This window comes from Membranihabitans maritimus (genome assembly GCF_021729145.1).
Classification (GTDB): domain Bacteria; phylum Bacteroidota; class Bacteroidia; order Chitinophagales; family Saprospiraceae; genus Membranihabitans; species Membranihabitans maritimus.
Map to the genome: position 1 here is coordinate 1 of NZ_JAJSLW010000044.1, position 3,079 is coordinate 3,079.

The 3,079-nt window shown below is 43.0% G+C and carries 2 protein-coding genes; both read right to left on the reverse strand.

What is annotated here, in order from left to right:
- Positions 1–1,701, reverse strand: a 1,701-nt coding sequence (locus tag LVD47_RS23195) for a YncE family protein (protein ID WP_236981088.1), incomplete at its 3' end; no start/stop codon positions are given.
- Between the two features lie 85 nt (positions 1,702–1,786).
- Positions 1,787–2,776: a hypothetical protein gene (locus LVD47_RS23200; protein ID WP_236981090.1), complete on the reverse strand. Its 990-nt coding sequence runs from the start codon at positions 2,774–2,776 to the stop codon at positions 1,787–1,789.
- Positions 2,777–3,079 lie beyond the last annotated feature (303 nt).

Here is a 3,079-nt window from a genome sequence, read left to right on the forward strand (position 1 = left end):
GGATACCGGACGGATAATAATTTCCACCGGAACCGATATCCGGCAGTCCCCGAATTGTACTTCTACCCGTCTCTGTAAGTCTTCCAGTTCTTCCACCCAAATCGAATCCCCGCTACTGCCATCCCACCATTCGATTTCACTGTATTTCCCTGAGAGAAAGCCGATCTTTCGCCGTCCACCCGGGCACAATGACACCGTATCCAATGCCAGGACTTCCGTAACAGCACTCTGGACCGTAAGAACAGCCGTGTCCGCGCAGCCTCCTTCTTCTACTATATACAGATACTCCCCGTCTTCGTCCGTGCCCGGGACAAATCGACTGTCACCGTCCGATAGCTCCGGGTCAAACCGGCCTGTGGTAACTACTCCCGGGGTAAGATAATTGTGTAAATCTATAAAGGGCTGCTCTGTACAGTATTCTACCAGTGTATCCCGGCCCGCATACACTTCACTGGGCTCCAGTTGGTACACACTCCACGATGAGGTGCTGTCTTCCCCTACGTGCATGGTCACCGCCACCGCCCGCTCCCTACGCTCTTCCGGGTCGGACGGATCCCAGTCCGCCCGGTAGCGAAGACTGCTGAGGAATTCTTTGATCCGGTCTTCATCGTCCCCGTAGGGATTGGTCCACTCCCATCGTGAAGCGGAGGTCTGTCGCAGTTGTTCTTCGAAACCCTCCGAAAAGATCTCTTCTTCCGGCAATCGGGGCTGGTCGTAGTATTTCAGCCGGAAGGAGATCCTATCTACCTCCGCCCCGCAGGTGGAGATCTCAATGTCTTCCGCCATTAGCGGCGCTTTTTTTATACAGGTCGTCAGGGTGTCGTAGTAGCCGGCCGTGATATGACCTGTAGAGTTGTCCGCATCCAGGTCGATGCGCAAAGGGGATTGGCGAAAGTCGGTGGGCGTGGCAAGGCCAAAAATACCCCAAATATAAACTCCTTGAGTTTCAGGCCATACTTTACCTAAGCAAATTTCTATCATTGATTGACTTTTCGTATTAATTCTCAATAACTCATGCTTCTTCTTATCATTAGTGGATCCCAAAGCTAATAATTGCCTTTCTTCACAAGCCGGGAAATATATAGAAGGAATCTTAAAATAGTATTCCTCATTATACTCTATCGTAACCTCTTCAACATTTCCTGTAGCTAGATCCCACATTCTATAGGAATTAAAATCACCTATCTCCGTACCTGTATCATCATTAACATCCTGTAGTACAAACAAATGATGATTGATCATACCACCAACTCGATATGTTTCATCTTCACCTATTTCAATAGTTTCTAAAGTACGATTTTCACGAATATCATACTTCATAATTATATCGGCATTAGCATTATCTCTGACATCATCAGTAATCAAAGCACTTCCCTCTTCCGAAATAGCAAGCGAAGTTAAATCAGCTGTTACCGGGATAAAAAATTTTCTTTCTACGGTATGTGTATACAAATTATACACTATCATTTGATCTTCCGCAATCATATACAATCGGCCATCCGGATGGAATGATAAACCCCACCAACTTAAGCGATTTTCTTCAAAATCAAACTCGATTTCTAATTTACACTCAGATCCATTAAATCCGTATAATGTGTTTTGCCCAATATCTGTAAAAAAGGTCTCTTGAGAATAGAGAAAATTAGTCAAAATGCTTAACATAATAATAGCCAAGCGAAAAATCAATTTATATATACTCACAGACTTCATTTCGTTAAAAATAAAAAGAAAGTATTTCCCAATTTGGGAAATACTTTCACTAAAGTTATCACTTTTCCTATGTCGTTTACGGACATTCAAAATAATCAAATCCAGTGGTTACCGGGATATCAGTTTCATCACTCATATCTTCTCCAAAAAAATTATAACCATGAGCTATACCATCAGCACGGATAATCTTTACATCAAAAGTCTCCGACATCCCTCCTTCAGGTGAATAGATATAAAAATCATACGTTCGGCTTTCATCAATATGAAAATCTTTTTCTTGCGCAGGGTTCCCTGTTAACCCATCTACAACATCAGGAATACCTGAATCTGGAACAACAACCAAACGATATTCATTTGCATCCCCTGAATGCTTGTACACACTCACATACGCATCACATGTGCCATCCGTAGGGGCCGGACATTCAAAGTTATAATCATCATAAGTCGTGGGTGCCTGATAGTCAAGAGGTATCACGGTTTTTCCGCCCCAGTCAGGGTCGACTTCCAGGGAACCAAAATAAGTATTCGGATAATCTTCAATTACTATGTCATAGTCTGTGTCCCCATTGATCGTCACATCAAAATCATCACCGTCTTCCATATTGGTCTCACTGGCCACTTCTGTAATCGTACCGGCTTCATACACCGTCACATCAGTCGTACTTGAGGTCCCGTCTATATTCAGTTTTATATTGATCCCGCAATCATAGCCGGAACGTACTGAAATTTTATTCTGAAAACGTGCAAATTCTTCCGGGCTCAATGTATCCGTCCATGTACGTGTATAGTTGGGTTTCCGGTCGGATAAATCCAGACTTTCGAAATATTCTTTCAATTCCGAATTAGTCATTTCAGACAGGCTCTTTCCATCAGTCAATACTGTCTTATCAGGTTCTTCTACTACCGGTTCCCTATCTTCACACGAAAATAAAAACATACTTATCATCAGTATCAGCAGCGCGTAGATCCCGGAAGGGCTGCTATGGAATATCCGGGATAATTTCGGTACAGTAATTCGGTTGCTGGGATTCTGGGTTACTCGGTTACAAATAAACTTCTTTTTCATTTTTAATGAATTTTCAAAAATTAAATAATAATTCCAAGGGGCCCAACCCACCGGTTTCTGAAATCAAGACTCATGCATGTTGTCTATATTCTTTACAGGACATGCCTATGCCCGTATTTATTCTTTCTTTTGCGCCATAGCACCCCACATACCTGTAGAATGCACAAACCTTTCTTTCCTTACTTACACTTCTGCGTAAGTAAGCACCAATCTCTTTTCTTATTAACTGCGTACAAGATCAAGTGCCCGGTACGCCTTTTGATCTCCTCTCATCCTGTCCGGCATCACTGCCTTCCTCCTGTA